The sequence below is a fragment of the Methylomonas sp. 2F7 genome (genome assembly GCF_057126975.1).
The window spans coordinates 987,107-1,012,218 of sequence record NZ_CP195203.1; the positions used below are offsets into that span (position 1 = coordinate 987,107).

A 25,112-nucleotide genomic window follows, 5' to 3' on the forward strand; every position below is an offset into this window, starting at 1 on the left:
ATGTCGGGAATCTTGCCGGGAGGGACGGGAAAAATCTTAGACCGGGTATCGGTAAATGTGAATCCATGTCGCCGGAAAACTGTCCGGTGCTCAGCAAATTGGGATTTTATACGCTGCTCCCGCCTGTTCTTTAACGAGTTTGGGCACCAGATAGCCGGGGAGATGCCTTTGCATATGCTCTAGTAGATCCTTGGCAGCGGTTTCGGATACTTCAAAATGGCCGGTGCCGCTGGCGTGGTCCAGCACATGCAGGTAGTAAGGCAGAATGCCCAATTCAAACAGTTTTTCACTCAATGTACAGAGCGTCGTGCCGGTGTCGTTAATTCCTTTCAATAGCACGCTTTGGTTTAACAAGGTAACGCCGCGGTGGCGTAAATCACCACAAATCGCACCAACGGCAGGACTCAGCTCATTCGCATGATTGGCGTGAAATACCATCACAATTTGTTGCGACAGACTGGAGAAGGAGTTCAGCAGTTGCCGGGTGATGCGCATTGGCAACACGATGGGCACCCGGCTATGAATACGAATACGTTTGACATGTTCGATCTCCCCTAGCCGATCAAGCAGGTGGCCTAGTTTTTCGTCATTTAGCAACAAGGGGTCGCCGCCGCTGAGGATCACTTCGCTGATTTCCGGATGGCTGATGATGTAGCTAAGTGCTTGTTGGACTTTTTGCGTCGACAACTGCAACTCCGCATAAGGGAAATTGCGCCGAAAACAATACCGGCAGTGCACTGCGCAAGCGCCGGTGCTAATCAACAATACTCGGCCATGATACTTATGAATGATGCCGGCTTCGGCGACCGCGCCGAGATCGCCCACCGGGTCATGGCTGTAGCCCGGATAGTCGATCAGTTCGTTCTGAGTCGGCAGCACTTGTCTGAGCAAGGGGTCATTCGGATCGCCGGGACGCATGCAATCGGCAAAACCGCGCGGTACCCGGAGCGGAAAGGCTTTGAAATCCGGTAGCAATGCCACGCTGTCTGTTGGAATATGCAGATAGTCACAAAGGGCTTCGACGCTGGTAAATGCATCGGCAAGCGCCTGTTGCCAGCCGGCGGTTTGGGTGTTCAATGCTGCTCCGGTTTCCGATTAAAAATCTTATCCATTATAATCGTCCGACTATTATTTGTTTCACGAGGAAAAAATGGCGACTTTTAGCACCAACGAGTTCAAGGGCGGTTTGAAAATCATGCTGGACAACGACCCTTGTTCGATTATCGAAAACGAGTTTGTTAAGCCGGGTAAGGGGCAGGCGTTCAATCGGGTCAGGATCAGAAATCTGAAAACCGGCCGGGTCATTGAGCGTACCTTTAAATCCGGCGATACCGTGGAAGGTGCGGATGTCGTTGATAAGGAAATGCAATATTTGTATAGCGATGGCGAGTTCTGGCACTTCATGGTCCCCGATACCTTCGAACAGTACCAAGCCGATAAAAACGCGGTGTCCGATGCTATTAAATGGCTGAAAGAACAAGATGTTTGCACGATGACGCTATGGAACGACTCGCCATTGTCTGTCACACCACCCAACTTTGTGGAATTGACTATCACCGAAACCGACCCCGGTTTGAAAGGCGATACGTCCGGTGGCGGTGGTAAACCGGCCACGCTGGAATCCGGTGCCGTGGTGCGGGTGCCCTTGTTTGTGCAAATCGGCGAAGTCATTAAAGTCGATACCCGTACCGGCGAGTACGTGTCCCGCGTTAAAGAGTGACGGTAAGCTGGCAGCCCAGCTGCCCACTGGAGCATTTGCGCATTCGCGCGCAAATGCTGGCGGCGATACGGCGTTTTTTCGAGGTGCGGGATGTGCTGGAAGTCGAAACGCCGCTATTGTGCCCGGCCACCGGTACCGATCCGCAGCTGGATTTTTTCAGCAGTCAGTTTAATTCCCCCCCCAACCGGCCAACTCTGTTTCTACAAACGTCGCCGGAGTTCGCGATGAAGCGCCTGTTGGCCGCCGGCAGCGGCAGTATTTATCAGATCTGCAAGGCGTTTAGGAATGGCGAAGCCGGGCGTTATCACAATCCGGAATTCACGATTTTGGAGTGGTACCGGGTCGGCTACGATTTGCGGCAATTGATGCTGGAAGTCGCCGAATTGTTGCAGCAGCTGTTGCAGCCTTTTCGGGCCGAATTGCCAACCCAGCAAATCAGCTATCAACAACTATTTTTGGATTCCACCGGCTTGGATCCATTGGTATTTTGCATCAGCGATTATCAGGCTTATGCGGCTGCGAATGCGCTTCCGGAGGCTAGCGAGCTGTGCGGTAACGATCATGCCTTGTGGCTGGATTTCATTTTTAGCCATCGCGTCCAGCAGATGATGGATAACGATACGATTTATTTGCTGCATGGCTATCCGGCGATACAGTCTTCGCTGGCGCGCTTGAATGTCGATGATTCGCGGATCAGTGAGCGTTTTGAAGTGTTTATCAATGGTGTGGAGCTGGGCAATGGTTTTTATGAACTCGCCGATCCGCTTGAACAGGAAGCGCGTTTTGATAAGGAAATTGCCTATAGGCTAAGTCATGGTTTGCCGGCGGTCGCTAAGGATGCGGCATTTTTGCAGGCCTTGAAATGCGGTTTGCCGGATTGCAGCGGCGTGGCGATTGGCTTGGATCGGCTGCTGATGATTGCTCTGGGCAGTGAGTCCATTAGTGATGTGCTGACTTTTCCTGTCCGCGTTTGAGGCTCAATAATGAAAAGTCCGAAAAAACTCCCCCTTCGCCGAAGGGGGATGTAGTCGGTAGGTTTCCCTAAAAACGATTAATCGATTTGCCTAGTAGGGCCAGCTGAGCGAACTTTTTTGCTGGTCTGGGTGGTCTGCGGCATCTAGCGCTGTTTGTATGTCGTCTACGAAAAAACGCCTAAGGCCGCGGCCAAGGCGATGCGCCAGCACCGCTAGAGCGTGATCTTTGTCTAGGTAGGCCACGGGTTCGCGACCCTTGCGGTAATTGTGTAGCGCTCTTCTGACTGTGCCGCACAGATAGCACTCTGCACCCTCAGGAAGAGTGGCGTTCAAATCGCGAAGTAGATGTGGAGTTATTTTATTCATAGCATCCCCCTCCTCGTTCGGAGTGTTGGGCGGTAATCCTTATGCCATGCGAAGATCCGCAACCGGGATCTGTTATTTAATAAAAATAACGTGATTAACTTATCAATTTGGCAAAAAAAGTCAACGAGTATTTGGTGGGCTTTTTTGACGTATATCAAGACCTTGGTTCACTGCTTGGTAAGGTATCGCAGGTGGCAAGCTTAACAAGAACAAAGGGCGGACAAGTTAGCCCGCCCTCAGATTTACTTTAATCCTGCTTTTCGGTTTTGCCGGCAGGGTTACGCAACCTGATGCCCAATTCTTTCAATTGTTCTTCGCTGACCAATGCCGGCGCATTGAATAACGGGCAAGCGGCAGTTTGGGTTTTCGGGAACGCGATCACATCGCGGATCGAGCTGGCTCCGGTCATCAACATGACCAAGCGGTCCAAACCAAAGGCGATACCGCCGTGGGGCGGTGCACCGTATTTCAAGGCATCCAAAAGGAAGCCAAATTTTTCGCGGGCTTCTTCGTGGCCAATACCCAGAATGTCGAATACGGTTTGCTGCATCGCGGTGCGGTTGATCCGGATCGAGCCGCCGCCGACTTCGGTGCCGTTCAGCACCAAATCGTAAGCGCGCGACAATGCCGTACCAGGATTAGCGACCAAATCTTCCACCGAGCAGCTCGGCGCGGTGAACGGGTGATGGATAGCTGTAAAGCGTTGGGCTTTTTCGTCCCAGGCAAACATTGGGAAATCCACGACCCACAAGGGTTTCCAAGGTCCGGTCAACAGGTTGCGGTCCAAGCCCAATTTAACCCGCAAGGCGCCCATCGCTTCGTTGACGATGCCGGTTTTGTCGGCACCGAAGAAAATCAAGTCGCCATTGTGCGCACCGACTTTTTCCATTACCTTGGCCCAGACCTCAGCCGGAGCGAATTTGACGATAGGCGATTGCAAGCCTTCGACGCCGGCTGCCAAGTCATTGACTTTGATATAAGCCAAGCCTTTAGCACCGTAAATGCCGACGAACTTGGTGAGTTCGTCGATCACGCTGCGGCTCAAGTCGCCGCCTTCCGGCAGGCGCATGGCGACTACGCGACCGTTTGGATCGTTGGCGGGGCCGGAGAAGACTTTGAAATCGACACCTTTCATTTCCTCGGCGATATCCACCAGTTCCAGCGGGATACGCAGGTCCGGGCGGTCAGAACCGTAACGATTCATCGCTTCGGCATAACTCATGACCGGGAATTTGTCGCCCAAATCCACGTCGATAATATCCTTGAACAAGCGACGAATCATTTCTTCCATCACCGCCATGATCTCTTGTTCATTCATGAACGAAGTTTCGATATCCAGCTGGGTAAATTCCGGCTGGCGATCAGCACGCAAATCTTCGTCGCGGAAGCAACGTACTACCTGGTAGTAACGGTCCATGCCGGCAATCATCAGCAATTGTTTGTAAAGTTGAGGCGATTGCGGCAAGGCGAAGAATGAGTTCTGGTGGGTCCTGCTTGGGACGATGTAATCGCGCGCACCTTCCGGGGTTGCCTTGGTCAAATAAGGGGTTTCGATTTCGAAAAACTCGTGATCGTCCAGATATTGACGTAGGTTGCGGGTGACGTCGCGGCGCACTTTCATTTTTTGCTGCATCGCGGTGCGGCGCAGATCGATGTAACGGAAACGCAGGCGGGTCTCTTCGTTGACTTCGATATCGCTCTCCAACGGGAACGGCGGGGTTTCCGACTCGTTCAATACTTCGATATGCTTGCCCAGTACTTCGATTTGGCCGGTGGACATGTTCGGGTTATGCGTGCCTTCCGGGCGGTCGCGCACGATGCCTTCGATACGCAGTACATATTCGCTGCGCACGCTTTCGGCAATCGCAAAGCTTTCGGCCATATCGGGATCGAACACCACTTGCACCAGGCCGGCGCGGTCTCTCAAGTCGATAAAAATAACGCCGCCGTGGTCACGGCGACGATGTACCCAGCCGCACAGGGCAACGGTTTGACCTAAATGTTGGGTGTTCAATTCTCCACACTTGTGGCTACGCATAGTTGTTCTCGGGTTAATCAAAATACGGGGATAGGTAAAAATTAGGAAGTGCCAGTCGTTTCGGAAAACTGGCAGTTACCATGAGATTCCTAATGGTTATGGTTGGGGCAGCCGCTGCAACTGCTGGCTTTTTCCGGGGCTTTGTTTTCGCCGGCGACGTTTTTCTTGTTGCCGCTTTTAAAATCGGTTTCGTACCAGCCGCCGCCTTTCAAACGAAATCCCGCTGCGGAAATTTTCTTTTTTAATTCCGCTTCATTGCAGGCCGGGCAAACGATTAAGGGCTCTGCACCCAGTTTTTGCAGGGCTTCGTGTTCATGTCCGCAAGCATTGCATTGGTATTCGTAAATAGGCATCTGCTTCTCCAGTTGAAAGTGTTTAAATCGGCTTACTAAGGGCGAGGTTTTAAGTTTTCAAGGCCCTTAATGTTAGAATAACTGGCTATTTTAAATGAAAACGCCCGGAGATTATGGATAAATTGACCATCCGCCAACCCGACGATTGGCATTTGCACGTTAGAACCGGCAGTATTTTAAAAACGGTGATCGGTCATACGGCTAGGCAGTTCGGTCGAGCTATTATCATGCCGAATCTGAAACCTCCAGTCACAACGGTCGCTCAGGCTTTGCTTTACAGGCAGGAAATTTTGGCAGCTTTACCGCCAGGATCGACATTTCAGCCCTTGATGACCCTGTATCTCACGGCAAGTACGTCGGTGGAGGAAATCAAAAAAGTGGCCGATGCCGAGCATGTGTTCGCCTTTAAATTGTATCCAGCCGGTGCGACCACCAATTCCGATGCCGGCGTCGCCGATATCGAAGCGGCTTATCCTTTATTCGCGGCGATGGAGAAATACGGCGTGCCGCTATTAATCCACGGCGAAGTCACCGATGCTGAATACGATATTTTCGACCGGGAAAAAATCTTTATCGATAGTAAATTAAGCAAGCTTACCCGGCAATTCCCGGCGCTACGCATTGTTGTCGAACACCTGACGACCCAGGAAGCGGTAGAGTTTGTTCAAGCCTCAGGCGCGAATGTCGCCGCGACTATTACCCCGCAACATCTGCTCTACAACCGCAATGCTATTTTGGCCGGCGGTATTCGCCCGCATTTCTACTGTTTACCTATCCTGAAGCGCGAACACCATCGCCAAGCCCTGATAAAAGCGGCTACCAGCGGTGATGCCAAATTTTTCCTCGGTACCGACAGCGCGCCGCATTTGACCGGGTTGAAAGAAAATAGCTGCGGTTGCGCCGGTTGTTACAGCGCGCATGCGGCGTTGGAATTGTATGCTGAAGCCTTCGAACAGGTTGGCGCTTTGGACAAGCTAGAAGGATTTGCCAGTTTTTACGGCGCCGATTTTTATGGGTTGCCGCGCAACTCCGCGAGCGTTACTTTAGAAAAACAAGCCTGGATCGTGCCGGAAGCCTATGCCAATCCGAATGGCACTATTACACCATTACGGGCTGGTGAAAGTTTGTCATGGCGCTTAGTCGTCGCCTGATTCCTTATGATAAGTGGGGCAATTCAACCTGATTAGCGGTTTGTTTCAACCGGCCCTGTCACCTTTTTATGTCGACTTTAGATGTGTCGGGCTTTGCCGACTGTAATAGTGTTGGCATGAAATTGGCTTAACTTATTGTCATAACGCTGGCGTGATTCTGGTCACTTGGATGTCCAGTGCTCGGAATCGATATTTTCTCGAAAAATGACCATACCCGATAAACTGATTTACCGCTGGGGCATTCTGCCGCTTTGGCTGCTGTTGACCACAAGCGTTTATTTTCGTTCGCCCATACCCATCGACGAAACGCGCTATCTCAGCGTGGCCTGGGAAATGTGGCTGCGCGGCGATTTTTTGGTGCCGTATCTAAACGGCCAGACCTACAGTCATAAGCCACCCTTACTATTCTGGTTGATTCAAGCGGGTTGGGGCGTGTTCGGCGTTAACGCATGGTGGCCGAGTTTGGTAGGGCCGTTGGCAGCTTTAGCAAATCTGTTGCTGACGCGAAAATTAGCGGAAAAGCTTTGGCCGGAGCAAGCGCTAGCCGCATTGTTGGCGCCGTGGATATTGATTGCAACCTTGTTATGGACTTTGTTTGCCACGTCGATCATGTTCGATGTTCTGCTGACCAGCTGGGTGTTGTTAGGCATGCTCGGTGTTCTGGAAGTTGTACAAGGTGAGGAGCGCAAGGGTTGGATATTGGTTGCGGCAGCGTTGGGTTTGGGAATTCTAAGCAAAGGGCCTGTGGTTTTTTTGCATCTAATTCCCACCGTAGTTTTGGTCGTTGTTTGGACGCCGCGTCCGATTGTTTTCAGCCGCTGGTTTGGTGGCTTGTTGATAGCCGCCTTGATCGGAGCTGCGATAGCGCTAGCCTGGGCGATTCCGGCCGCCATTGCCGGTGGCGAGGAATACGCCAACGCGATACTTTGGCATCAGACCGCTGATCGCGCAGTAAGCACTAAAATCCATACCCGCTCAGTGTTCTGGTACCTGCCGTTTTTGCCGATGTTTTTGTTTCCGTGGTTGTTTTGGCCATGTTTCTGGGGCAGTTTGCGCGGTAGCCGATTTTTTAAGGATAGCGGCCTGCGCTTCTGTTTGGTTTGGCTGCTATCAACCTTTGTAGTGTTCTCGTTGTTGCCCAGTAAGCAGATTCATTATCTGATTCCGATGTTACCGGCGTTTGCGTTGTTGGTAGCCAGGGTGGTACTGCATGCCCATAAGCCGAAATTAGCGGGCGAGTGCTTGCTGCCGCTACTGTTCGGCGCAATCGGGATGTTTTTAGTTTATCTGCCCAAGGTGCCAGGCTTGTCGAAACTGAACTGGGTCCAGACTGTGCAGCCGGCATGGGGTTTGAGTGTCTTGGCTATTGCCATTATGTTGGCGCTGCTGGTTTGGATTAAACGCAAGTTGCCGGTTGCGGCAATATCAACGGCTTTGGTGGCGGCAATTTTTGTCGGATTTATATTTTTCTTCCGCTATGCCGGTCCGGCATACGACCTGGCGCCCTCGGCAATCCAGGTGAAAAGCTTTACCGAGCAGCACATTCCTTATGTCTATGTTGGCAATTACCAAGGTCAATTCAATTTCTTGGGGCGATTAACCCAGCCACTGCCGGTTTTACCTGCGGAACGGCTTGCCGATTGGGTGGCACAACATGCGGACGGGTACCTGATTTCCCTGGAAAAAAACAAGCCTAGCGACGCCGTATACTTACAGCCGCATCGGGAATATTGGCTGGTATTTCGGTACGCGGGGCAGGCTGCTGAGGTCAAGCCGCTATAACTCAAACCTGTACAAAATTCTTATCTGTGCATAAGCGTTTGATACAATTCACAACTTTTTCAACTTTTACCAAGATATGAAGATTTCTGTAGTGGTCCCCGTTCACAATGAAACGGACAATGTCGAATTGCTGATCGAGGAAATCCATCGCGCGCTGGGCGATGGGGAAACCTATGAAATGATTTTTGTGGACGACGGCAGTACCGATGACACCGGCGTTAAACTGCAAGATGCGATGCAGCAATATCCTACTCTGCGAGTACTGACACATCAACGCAGTTGCGGGCAAAGCCGCGCGGTGCATACCGGTGTCTCGGCGGCGCGCTATCCGTGGATTGCCACCTTGGATGGCGATGGTCAGAACGATCCGGCCGATATACCCAATCTGGTCGCGGCCTGGCACGAACAAAAAGACAGCCAATTGTGGATGTTGGCCGGTTTTCGGCATAAGCGCAACGATACGGGTTGGCGGAAGTTATCATCCAAATTTGCCAATGCCGTTCGGCAGTCAATTTTGCACGACGCCACGCCGGATACCGGTTGCGGCTTGAAGTTATTCCTGCGCGATAAGTTTTTGGCTTTGCCGTATTTTGATCATATTCATCGTTTCTTGCCGGCGTTAATCAGAATGGCGGGCGGGCATGTCATTTCGGTGAAAGTGAATCATAGACCGAGAAATTTCGGCACGTCGAAATACGGGACCTTGGATCGGGCCTTGGTCGGCATCGTCGATTTGCTGGGCGTGGTTTGGTTGAAAAAACGCCATAGCCTGCCGATTGTCAGCGAGATTCAGCGTGGTTAAGCGCTGGATTCAATCGGATCGTTCCGCTACGCAATTTAGGAGTTTCTAACATGGAAAATCAAAGTGGTATCGTTTATTTTTTTACGCATTTGGCTGATAAATGGCAGCACCATTTATCGATCATGGACTCGAATGACATCATTTGGCTGACTATCGGTTTGGTAGGGCAGGCCTTGTTCATGATGCGTTTTATCGTGCAATGGATACACAGCGAGCGGCACCAGAAGAGCATGATTCCTGTGAGTTTCTGGTATTTCAGTTTGTCGGGCGGTGTGATTGTGTTGGCTTACGGCATCCACCGTGTCGATCCGGTGATTATCCTTGGTCAATTGCCAGGTACTTTTGTGTATGCCAGAAACTTAATGCTGATTCGCCGCGAACATCGCGACGCGTTGGCAGAAATGACCGAGCAAGATGTGCGGACCTAAACGGTTTGACCGTCTGGAAAAGTGCCTAGCCTGATTTTGCGTGAGGATTTTTCCTAACTATTAAAAACAGACTGAATTTTTACCCTAAACTATGGCCCGAGCAAATGGCGTTTTGGCGAGGTGTGCTATGAGGGTGTTAATTTTGCTGGCGATGATTCTGAGTTTTTACTCGGCAAGTGCGGAAGTATTCAAATGTATCGGCAAGGACAGTAAAACCGTTTATCAGGCCAAGCCTTGTCAAACCAGCGATAAAACCGTGCAGTTGGATATTCAAGCCAATGAAGCCCAAGAAGCGGCGGCCAAAGCGAAGCTGGAAGCGCTGCAAAACGAACAGGAAGCTGCCAAAGCCGCCAAGCTGGAAGCGGAAAGACGCGATGCGATACTGAAAAATCAAACCGAATCGACAAATGCCCTAAAGCAAAGCGCAATTGCGCAACAGCAGCAAGTTGAAGCGGAACAGCGCCAGGCGGCAGCCTTGGAACGACAGACGCAGCAAAACAATAATCGGGTGCTGATTGTCGCGCCTCCCACCGTGTTACCGGGCATGCCCGCGCCGGTGACCACCGAAATTTTACGTTAGTCAGCCTCGGGAACCTCATGCTCTGGTTAAAAGCCTTACATTTAATTTTTATGGTGACTTGGTTTGCCGGCTTGTTTTATTTGCCCAGATTATTTGTTTATCATGCAATGAGCGACGACAGTATCAGCAACGAACGTTTCAAAGTGATGGAGCGCAAACTGTATTACGGCATCATGACGCCGGGCATGATTTGCACCTTTATATTCGGCGTTTGGATGTTGGGCGATTACGCCTGGATGCTTTATTCCGCCAGCGGTTGGCTGCATCTTAAGTTGGGGCTATTGGGCTTGCTAGTGGTTTATCATTTGTTTTGCGGCAAATGGTTGCTGGATTTTAAGTATGATCGCAACCGGCATTCGCATGTGTATTTCCGCTGGATCAACGAAATTCCGGTATTGTTCTTAGTCGCCATAGTCCTGTTGGCCGTCGTCAAGCCGTTCTAATACGCGGCATCCTCGGTATGTCTGTCGCCGTGGCGAGCATGTTGTTCACTCAGTTCAGCCAAGCGTTCCGGTGTGCCTATGTCCATCCACAGGCCGGAAAACTTCTCGCCGCTAATCCGCTGTTGCTGCATGGCGCGGTTTAACACCGGTCTTAGTTTTAACGGCGCGACGGGGATGTTGGCAAACAGCTTGGGGTGATAAACGCCGATACCGCTGAAGGTCAGTTTGTTCAAACCTTTTTCCGACAATACGCCGTCGGCGTTCAGTGAAAAATCGCCTTCCGGATGATGCGGCGGATTATTGATCATCACCAGATGAGCGAGATCGATGGCTTTGGTCCGCAAATTGGCCAAGGGATAATCGCAAATAATATCGGCGTTAAGCACCAGGAACGGCTCGTCGCCCAGCAAAGGCAGGGCCTTGGCAATGCCGCCGGCGGTTTCCAGTGCGGTTTCGCCTTCATCAGAATACACAATCGATACATTCCAGCGCTTACCATTTCCGCAATAGTCTTTAATCTGCTCGCCTAGATGGGCGATGTTGATGACTATGTCGCCAAAGCCGGCGGCCGCTAGATTTTCTATGGTGAATTCGATTAGCGCTTTGCCGGCTGCTTTCAGTAAAGGTTTAGGGGTGTGGTCGGTCAATGGTCGCATTCTTTCGCCGCGTCCGGCCGCCAAAATCATTGCCTTCATGCGGATGCTCCGACACGCGGCAGCACCTGTTCTTGCAGAAACTGCTGCATGTCTGCGAACTCGGGATAGAGGTCGCAAACACGGGAGATGTAAGCCAGGGTGCGCGGGATGTCGGCCAAATAATGGGATTTGCCGTCGCGAAGATGAAGTCTGGCGAAAATGCCCACTGCTTTCAGGTGGCGCTGCATGCCCATCAGGTCGAACCAGCGTTTGAATCGATTAAAATCGGCGTTCAGCAGTCCGATTGCCAACAGGCGTTGATGATATTGCTGGGCCCAACTGATGACTTGCTGTTCGGGCCAGGCGATGTAACAGTCGCGCAGCAGCGATACCAGATCGTAACTGATAGGGCCTATCACCGCATCTTGAAAATCGATAACCCCAGGAGAGTTGTGTTCCAGCACCATCAGGTTGCGCGAGTGGAAGTCTCGGTGCACGCAGACTTGCGGCTGTTCAAGCGCCGAATCGATCAAAATAGTGTTGATAGTTGTCGCGAGCTTATGTGGAATGGCAATGCCGAGTAGTTTTTCCAAAAACCATTCGTAAAAAATAGCTAGCTCGCGGAGGAGCAGGGCGCTGTCGTAAGCCGGCAAGCCGCAGTCAAGCGGGTTTACGCCGGTTTGTAGTTTGAACAAGCTGTCCATGGCCTGGCTATACAGCAGCTCGGCGTTGCCGATTTGTAAGCGGTCGAGAAAACTCGTAGAACCTAAGTCTTCCAGCAACAGAAATCCTTGTCGGCTATTCTGTTGATAGATATTCGGGATATGGATATCGCTTGGTTTCAGCAATCCGGCGACGCGTACGAACGGTTCGGTATTTTCTTTGTCCGGCGGCGCGTCCATGGCAATGTGGCAGCCGTCGCGGTGCTCAACTCGGAAATATCGCCTGAAACTGGCGTCGCTGGAAGCCGGGGTAATTTGCTGTATATCAAGTGCGACGTCGTTATTGAGCCAATCGACAAGCTCCGCCAAGCGGCGGTCTGAGCTGGAAACGTACATTTTTATTAATTGCGGGTCAACCTAAGGTAAAATGATGGGAAGCATTTTATTCGATTTCCATTCCGCTAAGTCAATTTAGCTGCATTCGCCAAGACATGAATTATCGGTTTTATACAATTTCTTCAGCATTATTGTTTTTTACGGGCGTCGCCTCTGCTGCCAATAATGCGGCGTGGAATTGTGAGCAAACCAAAAATGGCGAATGGACTTGTCTAAATCAAACACCTGCTGGCAACGAGCCAACTGCTCAGCCGCAAGTGATTAAACCTACCCCGCCCGCCCAAACCAAGCCTGCCCAGCCGGAAACAGTCGCGCAGCCGCCTGTTCCCGTCGTGCCCGCGCCTGTTCAGCAAGCGGTCAAGCCGGAGCCGGAAAAGGTTAAGGTGGTCGAAAAGGTGGTGGAAAAATCCGTGGCAGAGCCACAAAAGTTGCGGGTTAAAGTCACTGAAAATCAAAAACCTGTGCTTGAAAAAGTCGAGCCCAAAACCGAGACAGCCAATGCCAACACCGGTAAAGTTCCCGGTTGGACTTGCAAAACCGGTGATGATAAGAGCGGTTGGAACTGTAATCTGGTGGGTGCCGACCCGAAAGGCGAGGCCCATGTCGTGGCTGAGGGCGGTGGCAGTGAAGAGTCAGGTTCGTATTTGTTTACGCCTACCTTTGATCGCAAACAAGAGCGAGATTTTCAAACCTTACGGGCCGAGTTTGATAAAGATCCTTGGCAAAGCTGTGAAGTGTGGGGCGCTAAAAAGCGCAAAATCAGAGCCACCTCCGCCGAGGTTCGCGATGCGGCGACCACCGATATCAATGCCGACTTTTCGGAAGTGTTCGACGGCGAAGTGCTTAATTTTGCCGGCAATGTCGATATGGTGCGCGCCGATCAGCATTTGATTGCCGACAAGGCCAGTTACGACACGGTTGCCGAGACCTTGGACGCGCAAGGTAGCGTGTTATACAGCGAAGACCAAATGGCGTTCTCCAGCGAGACCGCCTCCTTGAGCCTGGGTAAAGACGAAGCGCGCTTGCGGAAGGCGCAATTTATCGTCGCGGAGGCGCCGTTTCGCGGTAATGCCGAGGTGGTTTATCGCGAGAGCAAAGGTTTGTCGCGTTACAACGACGCCGCATTTACCAGTTGTGCGCCGGGCAACCAGGACTGGATTGTGCATGCGTCGCGGATGAAAATTAACCGAGACAGCGGACAAGGTTCGGCGAAAAACGCCTGGCTGGAATTTAAAGGCGTACCGGTGCTGTACACACCATATATTTCCTTCCCTACCGATAATCGCCGTTTGTCGGGTTTATTGGCGCCAACCTGGGGTAGTACGCAGCGGAATGGTTTTGACGTCTCCGTGCCGTTTTATTGGAATATTGCCCCTAACTTCGACGATATTGTCACGCCGCGTTACATGAGTAAGCGTGGCGAGCAATTACGTAATAAATTCCGTTACCTGACCGATATGTCCAGAGGCACGTTTTCTGCGGAATATATGCCCAACGATCAATTGGTCAACAAGGCCCGCTACTCTGCAAGCTGGAAAGATCAAACCAGCTTGTTACCCGGTTTAAATTCCTTGCTGGATTTGAATTATGTGTCCGACAAAACCTATTTCAACGACTTGAACAATGCTTTGGGCTTCCAAAATACCAGTTATTTGCCCAGTACCGCGTTACTGAGTTACGGCGGGGCTGTTGCCGGCACCGGTGTAGGTTTGTCGGTGGGGGCGTACCATTACCAATCGGTGGATAAAACCATTCCCGATGCCGCGATGCCCTACGATATGCTGCCACGTGTCAATTTCAACGTGGCGCGTGCGTTCGAAGGTTTGCCGGTTACGCTGGCGATGAATAACGAGTTCACCCATTTCTATCACACCGATTTGGTGAACGGCCAGCGTATTAACATTGCCCCGTCACTCAGCTTGCCATTGGAAAGTAGCGCCGGGTATTTCATTCCAAAAATCACCGGTCAATACACGCAGTATCAATTGAGCAACCAAACCTTAGCCGGCCAGCCCAGCACTATCAGCCGGACCTTGCCGATCTTCTCGGTTAGTAGCGGTATGAATTTCGAAAAAGACCTTAATTTCGGTGGTTCGCAGTATCTGCATACCTTGGAGCCGCAGGCGTTTTACCTGTATATCCCGCGTAAGGATCAAAGCAATATTCCGGTTTTCGATACCGCTTTGTACGATACCAACTTTTACAGCTTGTTCAGGGAAAACCGTTTTGCTGGCGCAGACAGGATTCAGGACGCCAATCAGGTCACGCTGGCGACTGTTTCGCGGTTTATCGATTCCAATACCGGCTTGGAGCCTTTAAAAGTCAGTCTGGGACAGATTATGTATTTCCAGGACAGAACGGTGACAATGCCTGGGCAGCCTACCGAAACCAGTAACACCTCCAATTTCGTCGGCGAACTGAGCGGCCAATTCAGCAAACATTGGTCGTATATGACCGGTACCCAATGGGATCCGGAAGCCAACGGCTTTGCGCGCGGCCAGGTGGCATTAAAATACAACATGCAACCTAACCAGATTGTTAACCTGGGTTATCGGTACCGTCGTAACCCCTTGGATAGTTTACAAACCATTTCGCAAACCGATGTGTCGTTCCGCTTACCGTTATTCGGTGAATGGTATGGCTTCGGACGTTGGCAGTATTCTTTGAATTTCGATAAAACCACGGAAAGTTTCATTGGCGTGGAACGGGAAAACTGTTGCTGGCGCTTCCGTATTCTGGGTAGGCGCTTTATCAACGGTGCCAATACCGTCGCCTTTATCGATCCTAGCACGAAGCCGGAAACCGCGTTTTTCGTACAGTTGGAACTGAAAGGTCTGTCCAGCTTCGGCGACAATGTCGATACGTTCCTGCAAACCAACCTGAAAGGCTATCGCAAAGCCAGCTATTTTGAGTAAGCAACGCATGATAAAAAAATGGGTAGTGATTTTCTGTTTGCTGCTAAGCGCTTACATCGCTCCGGGCCAAGCCCAGGTGTTGGACCGAATAGTGGCGGTGGTGGAAGAAGATGTGATTCTGGAACGCGAACTGAATAACGAAGTTGGGGCCATCGTCAGCAAATTGCGTAGTAACAATGTAACGATGCCTCCCGAATATGTCCTGCGGAAACAGGTGTTGGAACGCATGGTAGTCGATAAGTTACAACGGCAACTGGCGGCTAAATCGGGCGTACAGGTCAGCGATGAGATGCTTAGCGCTTCAGTCGCTGATATAGCCAGCCGCAACGGCTTGTCGGTTGAAAGTTTTCGTAACGAGTTGGCCAAACAAGGCATGGAATACAAAGCTTTCGAGGATAATCTGCGCAACGAAATCATCATCAACCAGCTGCGGGGTCGGGAAATCGGTTCGCGGGTCAAGGTCACCGATGCCGAAGTGTTGCATTACATGGAAACCCAGAGCAAAGCCGGCCAGAGCAACTCCCAGTATCATTTGGGGCATATTCTAATCGCGGTGTCGGAGGCGGCTTCGGCCACCGCTATACAAAAAGCCAAGGACAAGGCTGATCAGGTGATCGCCGATTTACGCGGCGGCAAGGATTTCAAACAAGTCGCGGTGAGTGTCTCCGACGACGACAATGCCTTGAAGGGCGGCGACTTGGGTTGGCGCAGCATCGGTCAAATTCCATCCCTGTTTACGGAAGTGGTTACGACGATGAACCAGGGCGATGTTTCTGAACCGATACGCAGCCCCAGTGGATTTCATATCATCAAAATGTTGGAAACTGAGGGTGCCGGGCAGCATATCGTTACCAAAACCAAGGTCAGGCACATTCTGATCAAGACTAATGAATTGGTGGACGACGCCGAAGCGCAGAAGCGTTTGGTGGCGCTTAGAGAACGGATTAACGACGGCGACGATTTTGCCAACTTGGCGCGCGCGCATTCCGACGACAAAGGGTCGGCGATTAACGGTGGTTCGCTGGATTGGGTGGGTCCGGGCGCATTAGTGCCGCCTTTCGAGGAAGCGATGAACAAGTTGGCGATTAACGAGATTAGTCAACCGGTGCAAACCCAATTCGGTTGGCACATGATCCAGGTGTTGGGTCGCGAAAATCAGGACAACAGCGAGCAATTTAAAAAAGACAAGATCCGCGAGGAAATCCGCAAGCGTAAAATCGAGGAAGAAACCGAATTATGGTTGCGGCGCTTACGCGACGAGGCTTTTGTGGAAATCGATCTGGATAGACTGTAAGGCACTATGAACGCTTTCTCTGTCGAAAGTCGTAAGGAAGATAAGTTTAAAAGGCGCTTGCAGCGCATAGTCACCGAAGAAGACCTGACCCAGCAACGAGAGTTGATTCAGCGTACCGCGGCCGAATTGGATATAGATCTATTGACTTGCGCCGCGGCCTTGGTTTATCTGAGTCAACCAAACTTGTATCCCGCTCATATCCAACAACCCAAATTGTTGGTCCCTCTACCGCAGCCTCACAGTCGCGGTTCGCATGCAAACGGCAAAATGGTGCGTTATCGTCTGGCCGTCGGCAGCCAGCATCAAGTTAGCCGCGATGATATTCAAGCGGTATTGGTCGAAGAGTCCGGTGTAGATAAGAAGCGCATCGGCCGGATCGACATTCGCGATACCCACACATTGGTGGAGTTGCCGGACGGCATGCCGGCGGATATTTTTCAGTTATTGACCGAAGCGACTATAGGACCGCATCGCCTCAATATCAAACGGATTAAACCGAATAATAAATTCAGACAAACCCGTAACCACAATCAGCTAGACGAGGAAAACGGCTAATTCACCAGCCGTTTTCCTACGGCCAAGCTTGGCCTACATCGTCAGGCGAATGCCTATCCAAGCGGCACGCGGCGCGCCCACACCAACAAAGCGGCTTTGTTGGTCGCCAGGCAATCCCACGCCGTCAAGTACATCGCCGGTATTGCCCCACGTGCCGAAATTGGCATATTGACGGTCGAACAAGTTGCTTACTTTTCCGAACAGCGCGACGTTTTTGTTGAAGCGGTATTCGCTACGTAAGTTAAACACGACGAATCCCGGCAGCTTGGCAGTCAAATTGGCTTCGTCGCCGCGCAGATATTGCGAGCTGTTGTAATTCATATCCATTCCCAAAGTCCAGGCCGAAACGATGTCGAAATCGGTGCTGAACTTAAATTGATGGGCGGGGATGCCAGGGATTTTATCGCCGGCTTGTACCGGAATATTGCCGCTACCGTCCGCCATCGGGTTGTTGGGGCTGCTACCCAGAAATGGCGTTTCGAAGCTGGCGTCGATATAAGTGTAATGCGTCGACCAGCGCCAGCGCTCGTAAAAATTGCCCGACAACCCCGCTTCCACACCTTGGCGTAAAGTAGAGCCGACATTGTCGAAATAACCGACATTGCTGCCGACGCCGCCGGTACTTTTGAAAATGATGTCGTTATTGTTGATGGTGCGGAATAAGGCCAGATTCCAGTCCATGTAGCCAGGCAACAGGTTTTTCAATCGGCCGCGCACACCGGTTTCGAAAGTATTGGCCACCACTTGTTTCAACGGCGGATCGGACACGAAGGCGTTGGGCAGCCGGCAAGGGTCGTCCGGATTGGCGCAGCTTAACTCCATGGGTGTCGGCACCCGCGACGATTCGCTGTAGTTACCGAAAAAGGTTAATTCGGGCATGAAGGCGTAGGTCAAACCCGCCGCCGGATTGAAGCGATCAAAGGAATGCGAGCCGTTCAGGTCGTTGCCGACATGGTCGCGCAACTTGATATGCGACTGGTTGTAGCGGCCGGATACCGTCAGATCCAGTTTGTCGGTCAGAGAAAAGGTATCGGTCAGAAACAGGCCGTAGTGGTCGGTTTCAGTGGTCAAGCGCACATGGGCGTCCTGGAGTAGTACGCCGGCACCAGCCACGCCGCGGTCGGCGGTTAACGAGCCGAGTTGAGTGTCGGCATGATAACGGGCGTTACCATGGTCGAAACTGGCACCGCCGACCAAACGGTTGTTGAGGCCGAATATCTTGTGGTCGAAAGCGTTTTGCAAGGCAAAACCGAATGATTGTTGCAGCGTACTGGAGGTGTTGATAGTGCCGCCCACAGCAGAAGGATCGTTGGCGATATTGTTGCCCACCAAATCGAAGAGTCCTTCATCGGCCAGTTCGCCGTCGGTTTCCTGGCACAAAAAGGCATTTTCACCGCCGCCTTCGTCCAGGCAGGCGCCAAATTCGCTGCCGTCGCCGTTATAGGTGCCGATTTTATTGCGCCGATAATACATCGTACCCGATAACTGATTGTGGTCGTTCAGCCAGGTATCGCCATCCAGCGACACCAGCATCATCCGGTTGCGGGTGATGTCGGGATGGGTGAATACTTGGTCGCGGCCGAACGCCAGCATTTCCTGAGGCAGGGCGCCGTTGCCGCGCAAGGTATTATCGGTACCACCTATGCTTAAATCCAGGCTGGATTTAACGCCGCGCCAGCTCAATGTGCCGAAGCCTTGCTTGGCTTCGCTGGGCGAATGGGCGCGCCACCCTTTCTCGTTGAAATATTTGAAATCCAGAAAATAACCCCAGGTGCCGTTGTTCCAGCCGCTGGTGACTTCTTCGGAATGGCGGTCCCAGGAGCCGCCTTGGGCTTCGAAACTGTGGCCGGGTGCCGAGAAACCGGTCTTGGTGTTGATGTTGATCGAGCCGCCCAAGGCGTTCAAACCAAACGCCGGGTTCGATGCCGGCTGCAAACTCATATTGTCGATGGCGCCGCTGGGGATTAAATCCCAATTGATCATGTCGCCGAACGGTTCATTGAAACGAATACCGTTGACATACGTAGCCAGACCTTGCGGTAAACCCATTAATGGTGAAGCACTGAAGCCGCGGTATTGCACATCCGGTTGCAAGGGATTGTTTTGCGCATCGTTGATATTGACGCTGCCGAGGTAGCGGTTCATGTAGTCCGCCAAAGACAGGGCTTGGGCTTCTTGCAATTTCTCGGCTGACACGGTTTGTACGTTGGCCGGAATTTTGTTGATATCGACGCCGCCGAATTGTAAAGGCGTTACCGCCACGACTTCCACTTCCTCCAGATTAGTCGCAACTTCCGCGGCTATGGCTTCGGCTAAGGGCAGCATGCTGAACAATGGCAGCACGCCGAGCGCAACTTTTTTCATAACTTTACCTGAGTAATCAAAACAAAAGCGGCATGGTAAACAAGCTGGGCCGGGGGTTCCATGGCTGGCAATAAAAAGGAAAAATTCCTGTTCTGCATTGAGTCGGCCAAAACCTGAATATTTAAGTCAATCACGTCCCGACGCGGTAAAATACGCAGTCACGCCGTTTTTCGGCAAGCCCTGTTAATTGCCATAGCGACTATGACTATTCAATATATCAACCGCCCGGATCAACTCGATAGCCTTTGCCAACTGATTAGCCAGGAGCCATGGATAGCCCTGGATACCGAATTCCTTCGCGAAAAAACCTATTACCCCAAGTTTTGTTTACTGCAAATAGCCGCGCCGGGCTGGGTGGCTTGTGTCGATCCTTTGGCGATAGCCGATTTAACCCCGTTGTTAGAGGCTATTTACAATCCCAATATTGTCAAAGTGTTGCATTCCTGCCGGCAGGATCTGGAAATTTTTTACCAGATTACCGGCAAAATTCCGGGCCCGATTTTTGATACACAGATTGCCGCGCCGCTGCTGGGTTTTCAGGAAAATCCCGGCTACGCGATGCTGGTATCCAGCTTTTTAAACGTCAATCTCAGCAAGGCGCATACCCGCACCGACTGGTCGGAACGGCCTTTGAGTCAGGATCAAATTCAATATGCCGCCGACGATGTGATTTACCTGTGCAAGATCTATAAAATCATGTGCGATCAGCTGGATAAACTGGGGCGCTCAAACTGGTTGGAGAGCGATTTTGCCTTGTTGAACGATCCGGAGTTGTACCAACTGTCGCCGGAAAATGCCTGGTTGAAGATTCGCGGCAAAAACAAGCTGACCGGCAAGCAATTGTCCATCATGCAAAGTCTCACCGAATGGCGCGAACGTACCGCTCAGCAAGAAAACAAACCCCGCAGTTGGCTGTTGCAGGACGATTTGCTGCTGGAACTGGGCAAATTACAACCCGTGACCTTGGCCGATTTAGCCAAAATCCGCAACATCAATGACCGCACTGTTAATCGCTACGGCAAAACGATTTGCGAATTGATCGATAGCGCCAAACAACGTGCACCCAAACCCCTGGCTGAAAAAGATCAAGCAGGCAAGAAAACTCAGCAGCATGAAGCGATAGTGGATGTGCTCAGCGCGGTGGTTAGGATCCGTGCTGAGGAAAACTCACTGAATCCCATTATTTTGGCTACCCGCAAGGATCTGGAACAATTATTGTCCGGCGATGAGGATTGCTTGTTGTTGCACGGCTGGCGTTACAACATGGCTGGCCGGGAGTTGCAGGGCCTATTGCGCGGTGACTTGACCTTGAGTTTGCAGCCGGATGGCGTGGTGATTAGTGCTGTTTAGTATGCAGCGGCCTGTCATACCTCAGCGATACTGCTGATTTATCAACCCGGCTACAAAATCTTGGTGGCCGGCATTTCCGTATAAGCCCGCGTCTCGATTAACAGCCATTGCGCTGTCGCCTGTGCGGCAGCGAGTGCGATAACAAAGATAACTGTATCGGTGGCGGGGCGCGGGAGAGTCCGCTATGCTGATTTACCGAATTGTTGTGCAAACAATGCCGCCGGCAGCGGTTTGGCAAACAGATAACCCTGACCGTAATCGCAGCCGATAGCGGCCAGCAAATCACGTTGCTGCTCGGTTTCCACACCTTCCGCGATAACTTTTAAGCCCAATTTATGCGCCATCACGATGATGGCTTCGCAGAGCACGAAGTCGTTCGAATCCTGCGATAAATTGCGGACGAACGACTGGTCTATCTTCAAATAATCGATGTCGAATTTTTTCAGATAGGACAATGCGGAATAGCCGGTGCCGAAGTCGTCTATCGCTACTTGCATGCCGGCGTCGCGGAAAGCCATCAAATGATTATGTACAGAAAGATTGGCGTCCAGCAGCAAGCCTTCAGTAATTTCTACCACAATACTTTGGCCCGACAATCCCAGTCGATGCAAATAATTGAACCAGTCTTCAGGGGCATGCTCGGCGCTTTGAAATTGCACCGGTGATTTGTTGACGCTGATTTGGAAGTCAGGGTGGATAGTGCTTCGCCAAGTTTGCACTTGTCGTGCCGCGGTTTCGAATACCCAATCACCGATTTCTCTGATTAAACCGGTTTCTTCCGCCAGCGGTATGAATTCGGCGGGGCTAATCAGGCCACGCTTTGGGTGATGCCAGCGCAGTAAGGCTTCCGCTTTGTGGACTTCGCCGTTCAGCAAGTCGACGATAGGTTGATAGCACAGCAAAAATTGCGCGTTGGCCAGCGCGATACGTAAGTCGCCGAGCATCGCGGCGCGGGCTTCCAGCGCGTCCTGTAAGGCTTGGGTAAAGAAGCGGTAGTTGTTTCGGCCCTGGTTTTTGGCGGCGTACATGGCCTGATCCGCATTTTTTTGTAACTGGCTTAAATCGGTGCTGTCGTTTGGATAAAACGTGATGCCGATACTCGCAGAGACATAAGCTAGTTCGCCGTCCAAGCTAAACGGCGCACTGAGTTTTTGCAGTAGGTTTTTAGCTATCGGTTCGGAGACTTCGATGCAGTCCAGCTCGCTCAAGATAATTGTGAATTCGTCGCCCCCCAAGCGCGCCACGGTATCGGACTCCCGCACGCAGGTCTGCAAGCGCCGCGCGGTTTCCTTCAGTAATTTGTCGCCCATGTCGTGGCCCAGCGTATCGTTGATTTCCTTGAAGCGGTCCAGGTCGATAAACAACAGCGCAAACAACTGCCCCATGCGGTGGGCTTTTTTGATTTCCTGTTCCAGACGGTCGCGGAACATGCGCCGATTAGGCAGACCGGTGAGCGGATCGAAGTTGGCTTGCCGCCAGATTTGTTCCTCGGATTGTTTACGCTGAGTGATGTCGGAAAACAGGGCGACCCGGCGTTGCGGCTTGCCTTCCGCATTGTAAATGGTGTTGATTGCCAGTTCTTCGACGAATAGGCGGCCGTCTTTAGACCGATTTTTTATTTCTCCGCGCCAAGCGCCGGTAGTATCCAGCGCGGCCCATAGCTCTCGGTAAAACGCCGCATCATGTTCACCGGAACTGAGAATATGCGGTTTTTTGCCGACAACGTCTTCCGCCGTATAGCCGGTCATCGTCGTAAATGCGGGGTTGACGCTGAGGATGGTGTTATCGCTGTCCACCACTATCATCGCTTCGCTACTGTTGTGGTAAACCAGAGCCGCCAACCTCAGGTTTTCCTCGATTTTGCGCAACTCGCTGATATCGCGGGCAAAACCCACTGTACCCAGCAACTGGCCTTGCTCATCCATTACCGGCGCTTTATAGGTCTCGAACCATTTACGTACGCCGCGATCGACAATTTCTTCTTCGACTATCAACTTATCCCTTAAGGCCAACACGCGCCGGTCATCGGCGAGATAACTTTCGGCCAGTTCCGGGGGGGCGATGTCGAAATCGTTTTTGCCGACCAAGGCTTCCGGATTTTCGGCGGCAAATACGTTGGCGAACTCCTGGTTGACCGCCAGCAATCTACTGTCAGTATCTTTCAGCCAAATCGCATGCGGAATGTTATCCAGCAATGCGCGCTGATAATATTCTTTCTGTTGTAATGCTTGCTCCGCGCGATGTTGATTGCTGACATCGCGAAAACTCCATACGCGGCCGACAATAATATCGGCGATACTTTGCGGCTTGGAATAGCGTTCAAAAATCCGGCCATCGCTGAATTCGATCAGGTCGTAACTTTCTTGATCCGGGTGATTGTAGAGCTCCTGGACTTTGTCGAAAAACTCGCCCGGATTTTTTAGCTGCTTGATGGCTAAATGCAAAAGTGTTGTATCGTCTTTATCTTCTCCAACCGCAGTGCTGGGCAACTGCCAAAGTTCAAAAAAACGCTGGTTGTAAGTAACGATTTGGCGTTGGAGGCTGACGACCAGAATACCGTCAGCCGTGGCTTCCAAGGTAGCCCTTAGCAAGGAAACCGATTGGGCTAATGCGTCTTCTCGGGCTTTATTCTCGCTAATGTCTTCGTAGCTGCCCAAAACCCCTATAATTTCATGATCGGAGTTGCGCAAGGGTATTTTCGATGTGCGCAGCCAAATCGTATTGCCTTCAGGGGTGGTTTGCGGCTCTTCATAAGCCAGTTTGCCCTTACCCGATATGATTACCTGGCGATCATCCGCTTGGTAATTTGCGGCTTGATCTCGCCAATTCAGTTGATTGTCGTCCTTCCCGATTAAATCCTTTGAGCTATGTTGTCCGGCGTCGCCGGCAAATAGCGCGTTGCACCCCAAATAGCGAGAATCCAGGTCTTTCCAGAACACTCGGATCGGCAAGGTTTCCAGGATGGTCTGCAACAATAAATTGGATTCGGTCAGCGCTTTTTCGGATTTTAGTTGCTCGGTAATATCGAACAAAATGGCCAGGTTATCTCCGACATACGATTCGCCCAAGGATACCGAGCCCGCGAGCACAGTACGCCGCTCGCCGTGTTTGCAATGAATTTCCGCTTGGATGGTTTCGAAACTTTGTATGCGACGGGATTTATCAGTCAACTCCTGCCAGGTTTCCATAATAGTCCGGCGGTAGACAGGGTCCGGATAGGCTTTGGGCCACCATTCGTCTAGCGATTTAATATCGTCCAGCGTGTAACCGAAAGCTTTGTTGAAAGCCGGATTTAGCAATGTGAAATTGCCTTTGGCGTCGTAAATGGCCTGTGGCACTGGGGAGTAGTCGATTATTGCCTTCAAACGCCGTTCGCTATCTGCCAGTCCTGTGGTAATCAGTTGCTGTTTGTGTAGGGTTAGTGCCAAAGTCGTGCCGGTCCAGGACAGTACCAATATATAAAACCATAGGTTCAGCAACTCGCTTTTCTCAAAATCGTCGCCGAAGAAGCCCAGATGATGTGCGGCTCCGAATAGCGCTTGGATGGTAATCAAGCCGGCAATCAGTGTCACGCCATGACGATTGAAACGGAGGGCGGCCCAAATGGCAAACAGAAACATCCAGTAACCGCGGGCGATTTTTCCAAAGACAGGCTGGAAAGCTTCGAGAAATACTACTTGGCCGGCGAACAAGGTCAGAATGATCAGCAGCAATGCTTCCAGGCCACGTTTTTCAGCAAGCCATTGGTTTGGCCAATTCCGCCAAACCAATAATATCGGCGTGGCCGTGACAATGCCGAAAGCATCCGCCATCCACCAATGTAAAATCGATTGCGGGATAGCCGCTAGTGGTATGAAACCAGCCTGATGTAAAGCCAAAGGGCCAATACCTGCACTGATCAAAGAGCAAGCGGCGCCGGTCAGGGTTAGCCAGATAAAGTGGCCTGGCTCGGTTAAGTCTAAAGAAAAACGCTGTTGGTTTTTTAGCAGGTAGGCGGCTGTCGCCGATTCCAGTGTGTTGCCGGTTGCAATGGCAAAAGACAGTGGGAACGAGTCGTCTACCATCAAGCCGGCGGCAAAAGCACCCAGAAATATGCCTGGCCAATAGCGAAGGCCTTTCAGCAATAAAGCGGCCAATCCCAATCCGCCGGAAAACCACACCAAGGTGACATTGCCGGTTTCCGAGAAATAGGTGAGTACAATTTTAGCCAATAGGCAATAAAGCCCGGCCAAGCCGAGTATCGCCGGAAAGTCTAGCCAGCGGTAATTGGGAAATGCCATGAATCGCTTCACATCTGGTGTTTG

At 51.6% G+C, this 25,112-nt stretch carries 19 protein-coding genes; 12 read left to right on the forward strand and 7 right to left on the reverse strand.

Translation table 11 applies throughout. The features are described from left to right. Positions 1 to 90: 90 nt before the first annotated feature. The gene (gene epmB, locus ACR64Q_RS04630) at positions 91 to 1,077 is read right to left on the reverse strand and encodes an EF-P beta-lysylation protein EpmB (RefSeq protein ID WP_313733736.1); all 987 of its coding nucleotides are present in this window, start codon (positions 1,075 to 1,077) and stop codon (positions 91 to 93) included. A 73-nt stretch (positions 1,078 to 1,150) separates the two neighbouring features. Here epmB and efp point away from each other — a divergent pair, with 73 nt between their 5' ends. Together efp and epmA are read left to right on the forward strand one after the other, a co-directional pair. Further along, a complete protein-coding gene (gene efp, locus ACR64Q_RS04635; RefSeq protein ID WP_020485302.1) occupies positions 1,151 to 1,720 on the forward strand; it encodes an elongation factor P in 570 nt (189 codons plus the stop codon). Next, a complete protein-coding gene (gene epmA / locus ACR64Q_RS04640; RefSeq protein ID WP_026603917.1) occupies positions 1,717 to 2,694 on the forward strand; it encodes an EF-P lysine aminoacylase EpmA in 978 nt (325 codons plus the stop codon). The genes efp and epmA overlap by 4 nt, the downstream gene beginning before the upstream one ends. A gap of 613 nt (positions 2,695 to 3,307) precedes the next feature. Here the strand turns inward: epmA and aspS are convergent. Both aspS and ACR64Q_RS04650 read right to left on the reverse strand, forming a co-directional pair. Further along, complete coding sequence (aspS, locus tag ACR64Q_RS04645; RefSeq protein WP_313733737.1) at positions 3,308 to 5,098, reverse strand: aspartate--tRNA ligase; 1,791 nt, start codon at positions 5,096 to 5,098, stop codon at positions 3,308 to 3,310. An 89-nt stretch (positions 5,099 to 5,187) separates the two neighbouring features. Further along, on the reverse strand, positions 5,188 to 5,451 hold the full coding sequence (locus tag ACR64Q_RS04650) for an FmdB family zinc ribbon protein (protein ID WP_020485305.1): 264 nt from the start codon (positions 5,449 to 5,451) through the stop codon (positions 5,188 to 5,190). 113 nt (positions 5,452 to 5,564) lie between these two features. Here ACR64Q_RS04650 and pyrC point away from each other — a divergent pair, with 113 nt between their 5' ends. From pyrC to hemJ, 6 genes are all read left to right on the forward strand, one after another. Then, the gene (gene pyrC, locus ACR64Q_RS04655) at positions 5,565 to 6,602 is read left to right on the forward strand and encodes a dihydroorotase (RefSeq protein ID WP_313733738.1); all 1,038 of its coding nucleotides are present in this window, start codon (positions 5,565 to 5,567) and stop codon (positions 6,600 to 6,602) included. Positions 6,603 to 6,806: 204 nt separating this feature from the next. Continuing rightward, positions 6,807 to 8,384, forward strand: a complete 1,578-nt coding sequence (locus tag ACR64Q_RS04660; RefSeq protein ID WP_313733739.1) for an ArnT family glycosyltransferase — start codon at positions 6,807 to 6,809, stop codon at positions 8,382 to 8,384. A 76-nt stretch (positions 8,385 to 8,460) separates the two neighbouring features. After that, positions 8,461 to 9,186: a glycosyltransferase family 2 protein gene (locus tag ACR64Q_RS04665; RefSeq protein ID WP_313733740.1), complete on the forward strand. Its 726-nt coding sequence runs from the start codon at positions 8,461 to 8,463 to the stop codon at positions 9,184 to 9,186. A 50-nt stretch (positions 9,187 to 9,236) separates the two neighbouring features. Continuing rightward, complete coding sequence (locus ACR64Q_RS04670) at positions 9,237 to 9,614, forward strand: lipid-A-disaccharide synthase N-terminal domain-containing protein (RefSeq protein ID WP_313733741.1); 378 nt, start codon at positions 9,237 to 9,239, stop codon at positions 9,612 to 9,614. Between the two features lie 127 nt (positions 9,615 to 9,741). Then, a complete protein-coding gene (locus tag ACR64Q_RS04675) occupies positions 9,742 to 10,194 on the forward strand; it encodes a DUF4124 domain-containing protein (RefSeq protein WP_313733742.1) in 453 nt (150 codons plus the stop codon). Between the two features lie 17 nt (positions 10,195 to 10,211). Further along, positions 10,212 to 10,637: a protoporphyrinogen oxidase HemJ gene (hemJ, locus tag ACR64Q_RS04680; protein WP_026603925.1), complete on the forward strand. Its 426-nt coding sequence runs from the start codon at positions 10,212 to 10,214 to the stop codon at positions 10,635 to 10,637. Here hemJ and murU read toward each other — a convergent pair. Both murU and ACR64Q_RS04690 read right to left on the reverse strand, forming a co-directional pair. Continuing rightward, on the reverse strand, positions 10,634 to 11,332 hold the full coding sequence (murU, locus tag ACR64Q_RS04685) for an N-acetylmuramate alpha-1-phosphate uridylyltransferase MurU (protein WP_026603926.1): 699 nt from the start codon (positions 11,330 to 11,332) through the stop codon (positions 10,634 to 10,636). The two genes, hemJ and murU, sit on opposite strands and share 4 nt — an antisense overlap. After that, the gene (locus ACR64Q_RS04690) at positions 11,329 to 12,330 is read right to left on the reverse strand and encodes an aminoglycoside phosphotransferase family protein (RefSeq protein WP_026603927.1); all 1,002 of its coding nucleotides are present in this window, start codon (positions 12,328 to 12,330) and stop codon (positions 11,329 to 11,331) included. The genes murU and ACR64Q_RS04690 overlap by 4 nt, the downstream gene beginning before the upstream one ends. Positions 12,331 to 12,587: 257 nt before the next feature. On the opposite strand from ACR64Q_RS04690, the gene ACR64Q_RS04695 reads away from it, so the two are divergent. Genes ACR64Q_RS04695 through ACR64Q_RS04705 form a run of 3 tightly spaced genes read left to right on the forward strand, consistent with a single transcriptional unit; the run spans position 12,588 to position 17,094 of the window. Next, complete coding sequence (locus ACR64Q_RS04695; protein ID WP_483823277.1) at positions 12,588 to 15,245, forward strand: LPS-assembly protein LptD; 2,658 nt, start codon at positions 12,588 to 12,590, stop codon at positions 15,243 to 15,245. A gap of 7 nt (positions 15,246 to 15,252) precedes the next feature. Beyond that, entirely contained in the window at positions 15,253 to 16,539 is a 1,287-nt protein-coding gene (locus tag ACR64Q_RS04700) for a peptidylprolyl isomerase (RefSeq protein ID WP_020485316.1), read from the forward strand. Positions 16,540 to 16,545: 6 nt separating this feature from the next. Beyond that, a complete protein-coding gene (locus tag ACR64Q_RS04705; protein WP_313733744.1) occupies positions 16,546 to 17,094 on the forward strand; it encodes a DbpA RNA binding domain-containing protein in 549 nt (182 codons plus the stop codon). Between the two features lie 33 nt (positions 17,095 to 17,127). Here the strand turns inward: ACR64Q_RS04705 and ACR64Q_RS04710 are convergent, their stop codons facing one another. Beyond that, positions 17,128 to 19,458 carry a TonB-dependent receptor gene (locus ACR64Q_RS04710; protein ID WP_313733745.1) on the reverse strand — a complete coding sequence of 777 codons (2,331 nt, stop codon included), beginning with the start codon at positions 19,456 to 19,458 and terminating at the stop codon, positions 17,128 to 17,130. Between the two features lie 201 nt (positions 19,459 to 19,659). Here ACR64Q_RS04710 and rnd point away from each other — a divergent pair, with 201 nt between their 5' ends. After that, positions 19,660 to 20,808: a ribonuclease D gene (rnd, locus tag ACR64Q_RS04715; protein ID WP_033194401.1), complete on the forward strand. Its 1,149-nt coding sequence runs from the start codon at positions 19,660 to 19,662 to the stop codon at positions 20,806 to 20,808. A 182-nt stretch (positions 20,809 to 20,990) separates the two neighbouring features. Here rnd and ACR64Q_RS04720 read toward each other — a convergent pair whose 3' ends face one another. Continuing rightward, entirely contained in the window at positions 20,991 to 25,088 is a 4,098-nt protein-coding gene (locus tag ACR64Q_RS04720) for a bifunctional diguanylate cyclase/phosphodiesterase (RefSeq protein WP_313733746.1), read from the reverse strand. Between the last annotated feature and the right edge of the window lie 24 nt (positions 25,089 to 25,112).

Excerpts from the sequence above, each read along its gene's own strand:
- ACR64Q_RS04710 (WP_313733745.1), bottom strand. The coding sequence starts at position 19,458 with ATGAAAAAAGTTGCGCTCGGCGTGCTGCCATTGTTCAGCATGCTGCCC.
- ACR64Q_RS04700 (WP_020485316.1), top strand. The coding sequence starts at position 15,253 with ATGATAAAAAAATGGGTAGTGATTTTCTGTTTGCTGCTAAGCGCTTAC.
- ACR64Q_RS04665 (WP_313733740.1), top strand. The coding sequence starts at position 8,461 with ATGAAGATTTCTGTAGTGGTCCCCGTTCACAATGAAACGGACAATGTC.
- pyrC (WP_313733738.1), top strand. The coding sequence starts at position 5,565 with ATGGATAAATTGACCATCCGCCAACCCGACGATTGGCATTTGCACGTT.
- rnd (WP_033194401.1), top strand. The coding sequence starts at position 19,660 with ATGACTATTCAATATATCAACCGCCCGGATCAACTCGATAGCCTTTGC.
- ACR64Q_RS04675 (WP_313733742.1), top strand. The coding sequence starts at position 9,742 with ATGAGGGTGTTAATTTTGCTGGCGATGATTCTGAGTTTTTACTCGGCA.
- efp (WP_020485302.1), top strand. The coding sequence starts at position 1,151 with ATGGCGACTTTTAGCACCAACGAGTTCAAGGGCGGTTTGAAAATCATG.
- ACR64Q_RS04720 (WP_313733746.1), bottom strand. The coding sequence starts at position 25,088 with ATGGCATTTCCCAATTACCGCTGGCTAGACTTTCCGGCGATACTCGGC.
- murU (WP_026603926.1), bottom strand. The coding sequence starts at position 11,332 with ATGAAGGCAATGATTTTGGCGGCCGGACGCGGCGAAAGAATGCGACCA.
- ACR64Q_RS04660 (WP_313733739.1), top strand. The coding sequence starts at position 6,807 with ATGACCATACCCGATAAACTGATTTACCGCTGGGGCATTCTGCCGCTT.
- ACR64Q_RS04705 (WP_313733744.1), top strand. The coding sequence starts at position 16,546 with ATGAACGCTTTCTCTGTCGAAAGTCGTAAGGAAGATAAGTTTAAAAGG.
- ACR64Q_RS04670 (WP_313733741.1), top strand. The coding sequence starts at position 9,237 with ATGGAAAATCAAAGTGGTATCGTTTATTTTTTTACGCATTTGGCTGAT.
- aspS (WP_313733737.1), bottom strand. The coding sequence starts at position 5,098 with ATGCGTAGCCACAAGTGTGGAGAATTGAACACCCAACATTTAGGTCAA.
- hemJ (WP_026603925.1), top strand. The coding sequence starts at position 10,212 with ATGCTCTGGTTAAAAGCCTTACATTTAATTTTTATGGTGACTTGGTTT.
- ACR64Q_RS04690 (WP_026603927.1), bottom strand. The coding sequence starts at position 12,330 with ATGTACGTTTCCAGCTCAGACCGCCGCTTGGCGGAGCTTGTCGATTGG.
- ACR64Q_RS04650 (WP_020485305.1), bottom strand. The coding sequence starts at position 5,451 with ATGCCTATTTACGAATACCAATGCAATGCTTGCGGACATGAACACGAA.